At 38.1% G+C, this 3687-nt stretch carries 7 protein-coding genes; all 7 read right to left on the reverse strand.

The features are described from left to right. Positions 1 to 522: DUF3379 family protein (locus FT643_RS22705; RefSeq protein ID WP_156873692.1), on the reverse strand; the 522-nt coding region annotated here is incomplete at its 3' end. Beyond that, positions 509 to 1027 carry a sigma-70 family RNA polymerase sigma factor gene (locus FT643_RS22710; RefSeq protein ID WP_156873693.1) on the reverse strand — a complete coding sequence of 173 codons (519 nt, stop codon included), beginning with the start codon at positions 1025 to 1027 and terminating at the stop codon, positions 509 to 511. The genes FT643_RS22705 and FT643_RS22710, both read right to left, overlap by 14 nt. Position 1028: 1 nt before the next feature. Further along, the gene (locus FT643_RS22715) at positions 1029 to 1481 is read right to left on the reverse strand and encodes a DoxX family protein (RefSeq protein ID WP_156873694.1); all 453 of its coding nucleotides are present in this window, start codon (positions 1479 to 1481) and stop codon (positions 1029 to 1031) included. Continuing rightward, positions 1478 to 2179, reverse strand: a complete 702-nt coding sequence (locus FT643_RS22720) for an HvfC/BufC family peptide modification chaperone (RefSeq protein ID WP_156873695.1) — start codon at positions 2177 to 2179, stop codon at positions 1478 to 1480. The genes FT643_RS22715 and FT643_RS22720 overlap by 4 nt, the downstream gene beginning before the upstream one ends. Beyond that, positions 2166 to 2999, reverse strand: coding sequence for an MNIO family bufferin maturase (gene bufB / locus FT643_RS22725; protein WP_198043825.1), 834 nt, complete (start codon positions 2997 to 2999; stop codon positions 2166 to 2168). Before bufB ends, FT643_RS22720 begins: the two co-directional genes overlap by 14 nt. A 52-nt stretch (positions 3000 to 3051) precedes the next feature. Beyond that, positions 3052 to 3318: a BufA1 family periplasmic bufferin-type metallophore gene (locus tag FT643_RS22730; protein WP_156873697.1), complete on the reverse strand. Its 267-nt coding sequence runs from the start codon at positions 3316 to 3318 to the stop codon at positions 3052 to 3054. A gap of 119 nt (positions 3319 to 3437) precedes the next feature. Continuing rightward, positions 3438 to 3687, reverse strand: a 250-nt coding sequence (locus tag FT643_RS23635) for a hypothetical protein (RefSeq protein ID WP_232340410.1), incomplete at its 5' end; no start/stop codon positions are given.

Consider the following 3687-nt stretch of genomic DNA (forward strand, 5'->3'; position numbering starts at 1 on the left):
CTGTGAATCATTTCGTTTAAAAACAATATGTAAACCCTTACCATTTGGCATTGAGCAATAGTCAAGATAAGTGATTGCGCCAAGTGATGATTTAAGGGTTAAGCCCCACTCAAGCAACGCAGTTTTTAAATCATTTTCAACCAAGCTATTATTTAAGGCTAGCGTTTCTTCCTCTGCAGCAACATGCTGTGCTGAAATCAGTGCCCAATCATGATTTTTCGTTTTTGGAACAAGGGAAATATAACTAAAAAAGAGTAAGGCTACACAAGCGGCCGCAACCCATTTTTTCAGTTTGTAGGATTTCTCTAAGTGTTGGTTGAATATTATTTTATCTGATAGTCCTTCAGGAACAGGGACTTCTAATGCCTGTTTAAGCATTTCATTCTGTTTCAATAATACTTTAGAGTAGCGATAACATGCAGCACAGTGCTGTAGGTGCTGATTTACATCAGAATTTGTGAATTCAGGGTTTTCATAAAGAACTCTTCTGATATCGATACACGTTAACTCAGCGTGATTCATGTTGTGCCTCCTCTTTCATATCACTTTCTATGAGGTTTTTTAACCATTGCCTTGCACGAGTAAGGCGCGTCTGTACAGCGCCTGTATTAATTTTGAGTATTTTGCTTATTTCCTCGCTACTAAAGCCACCTAGCACCTGTAAAATTAAAGGTTCTCTCATGCCAACAGGAACGCTTAAAAGCATTTTTCTTAATGCTGTTTCATCTTCATGTTTGAGTGTTGTGTCAGGGATTGCATTGAGTGCTGCGTCACTCCAATTTTCAATTTTGTTGCGCTCATTTTTGGAGATGGATCTTAAAAATTCTCTACGCACAATGGTAAACAACCAGCTTTTAGTTGCATTGACATCCTCAATTGAATGCCATTTTTTCCACGCCCGAATTAGTGCGTCTTGAACAATATCTTCGGCTTGATGGCTGTTGCTGCATAGCCAATATGCATAGCGATATAAATCTGCGCTATAGGCTTTAACTGCTAGCCGAAAACCTTCAGATTCTCTGGGCATGTTAATCCTTTTCAATAGTTAAATATTTCGCTAAGAATGCATCAACTGAAAGTTTTCCCGCACCAAAGATGAAAATAACAAGAAAACCCATTTGCCATAATTCATGTTCTTTAACCCCTGCGTGTGAAATGTCAGGATAAGAAATCATGGCTACTGCATTGAATATTAAAAGTATTAATGCAGTGGGTCTACATGCAAGCCCGATTGCAAGCAAAGGAGGTAGTGCTAATTCAACTATGATGGATAACCATGCCGCAATATCATAGGGAATAATAGGAACAGCGTATTCATATTCGAATAAAGCCAGTGTTGAATCAATGCTGGAAATCTTGGTTAAGCCGGATTTAAAGAAAATCCAGGCGAGCCAAAATCGCAATAAGAGTAAAAAAATCGGCTGCACCCATTGGGTTAAAAAGAGGGTACAAGCATTATGGATGTCTATTAAATTTTTCATTGTGAGTCCACTTTATATATCAATCTGGTTTCAATTAAAAAGGACAATATGTCGATGGGTAAAAATTTTTCATCGATACTAAGTGCTTCTTCTGTGGCTTTTACTAAAGACGTTGAGTGTTGTATTGATTTGACGAATTTTGCCTCGGCACTGGATAGCTCATGATAGAGCGCATCACCTGTATTAGTTCTTGAATCGGTATAAACAATGATGTTTGCTCCATCTGATATGGGTTTTAGTGCTTCATCTTGTTGCTTATGGACTGGATAGACAAGTTCTAACTCTCGTACGGATGGAGAAAGAAAAACATCGGAATCTATTTTAATGGCATCGTAGCTTATTGATTGGTGTTCATTGGTGCTGCAGTTGATACTTGAGAAACAGGCCCATTCAAAAGATGCAAGATCGGAAGCATGTGGTGCAACGGGTAGGTCGCTGCTGGCAATTACTTCTGCTAAATCTGATCCGTATTCATTTAAATCACCACTTTTTATTGGAGACTCATGCAGCAATTTTTGCGATAAATATCTGAATTTTTTTGCCCCAATCAGTTTATAAGTAAGTGGATAAGTTAAAAACAAGGCTGATCCATGTATTCCAATGAAATTTCTTCGATATACATGCAGGCCTGATGACACCGATGTAGTGTCATATAAATTATTTACCCAGGTGTTTTGTAATTCCTTAAGCCAGAGCATAGTTTTCTATTCCGGGTTCAGTGGCCAGATCATGCATATGTGCAATCAGTTTTTCAAAGCTTGGAAGACTCGAATCCCACTCAAGTAATACTGGTGGTTTGTTTATGCATTGTGAATAGACTTTGTCCAGCCAAGATTTAACCTCGCTGCATGCTGGTCTATCGTGGGTATCAACAAGCAAATTCTCTTCTGCTTGATGCCCAGCAACATGTACTTCCTTAACTCGATCCCACGGTAAGCTTTTTAGATAGTCTTCTATATTAAAGTTAAAGTTTTGGCTATTGACGAAAACATTATTAATATCTAATAGAAATCCACAATCAGCTTTTTCTAATATTTCATAAACAAAATCCCACTCTTTCATATTACTTTGTTCGAAAGAGACATAGCTGGAGACGTTTTCAACGATTATCTCTCTGCCTAAAGCTTGTTGCACATGATCAATATTATCAGCTACCAATTGAATGACATCTTTGCAGTACGGCAGTGGAAGCAGATCGTGTGTGTGAATATTCCCGATTCTTCCCCATGAAATGTGCTCCGAGATAAGAGAGGGATTAATATCATCAACCAAATTAACCAATTTTTTCAAATGACTGTTATCTAATCCATCAGCACTTCCTAACGATAAGCCAACACCATGTAAGCTTATTGGCGCTATTTCTTTGGCCTTATGTAAAATGGTTCTCGAATGACCGTTAGAATAAAAATGGTTTTCACTGTGAAACTCTATTAGTGATAAGTGAGGCCTTTTTTCTAACAGGTCTTTGTAATGGGGTGTTCTTAACCCAATACCAAGGCAATCTATTGATACAGTCATGATGGTTCTCGTGTGTTGCTGGCATGACAAACATGCCAGCATGTTTCTATAACTACTTCTTCTTAGAGGCTTTGATTTTTCCGCCAACTATCTTTTCGCATGTGCCTTCGGCAACATAAACCCATTCTTCTGGGTCACTGTCTACAGAAGCTTGACCAGCGCAAGCATGCTTTGAAGTGCCGCAGTCATTTTTCCCAGCTTTTGCTATGCCCATGCATTTTTCAAAACCGGGTTTTCCAGCCATGGCTTCTTGGGGAAGTGATAAGGTTGCAGTAGCTAAACCAGCTAATGTTAATGACAATAGTTTTTCAGCTTTCATTGAGATTCTCCTAGTCAATCAAGGCAACGAAAAGTCACCCTTCGTAATATAAGACCCGTGAAAGCATCAAAACCTTACAAGAGCATTTGAAAATAATTCGTTATTTGGCAGTGATAACCTCATTGAGCCTTAACTATATGATTATTATTGTTTTTTGTGATAATGGCTGAACGGTTGTTGAGGTTGAAATTTGAACACTTGTAATCAAAACAAACAGTGAAAAGCTTTTCACCCAAATTATTGTTTAGCAGCTTGTTGAAAATAGCCTGAAAATAGAAATCACATTTGACATTGAATGCCGACAATTCTGGAGAGAAGTAATGGTTTTCGTGAATAATATTGAAAATGGCCTGATCCGTTTCAATATTT

Origin of the sequence: Ketobacter sp. MCCC 1A13808, from assembly GCF_009746715.1 — a bacterium.
Lineage (GTDB): Bacteria > Pseudomonadota > Gammaproteobacteria > Pseudomonadales > Ketobacteraceae > Ketobacter.

Bases quoted from the DNA above. Each gene is read 5' to 3' on its own strand.
- FT643_RS22710 (WP_156873693.1), bottom strand. From the start codon at position 1,027: ATGCCCAGAGAATCTGAAGGTTTTCGGCTAGCAGTTAAAGCCTATAGC.
- FT643_RS22715 (WP_156873694.1), bottom strand. From the start codon at position 1,481: ATGAAAAATTTAATAGACATCCATAATGCTTGTACCCTCTTTTTAACC.
- FT643_RS22720 (WP_156873695.1), bottom strand. From the start codon at position 2,179: ATGCTCTGGCTTAAGGAATTACAAAACACCTGGGTAAATAATTTATAT.
- bufB (WP_198043825.1), bottom strand. From the start codon at position 2,999: ATGACTGTATCAATAGATTGCCTTGGTATTGGGTTAAGAACACCCCAT.
- FT643_RS22730 (WP_156873697.1), bottom strand. From the start codon at position 3,318: ATGAAAGCTGAAAAACTATTGTCATTAACATTAGCTGGTTTAGCTACT.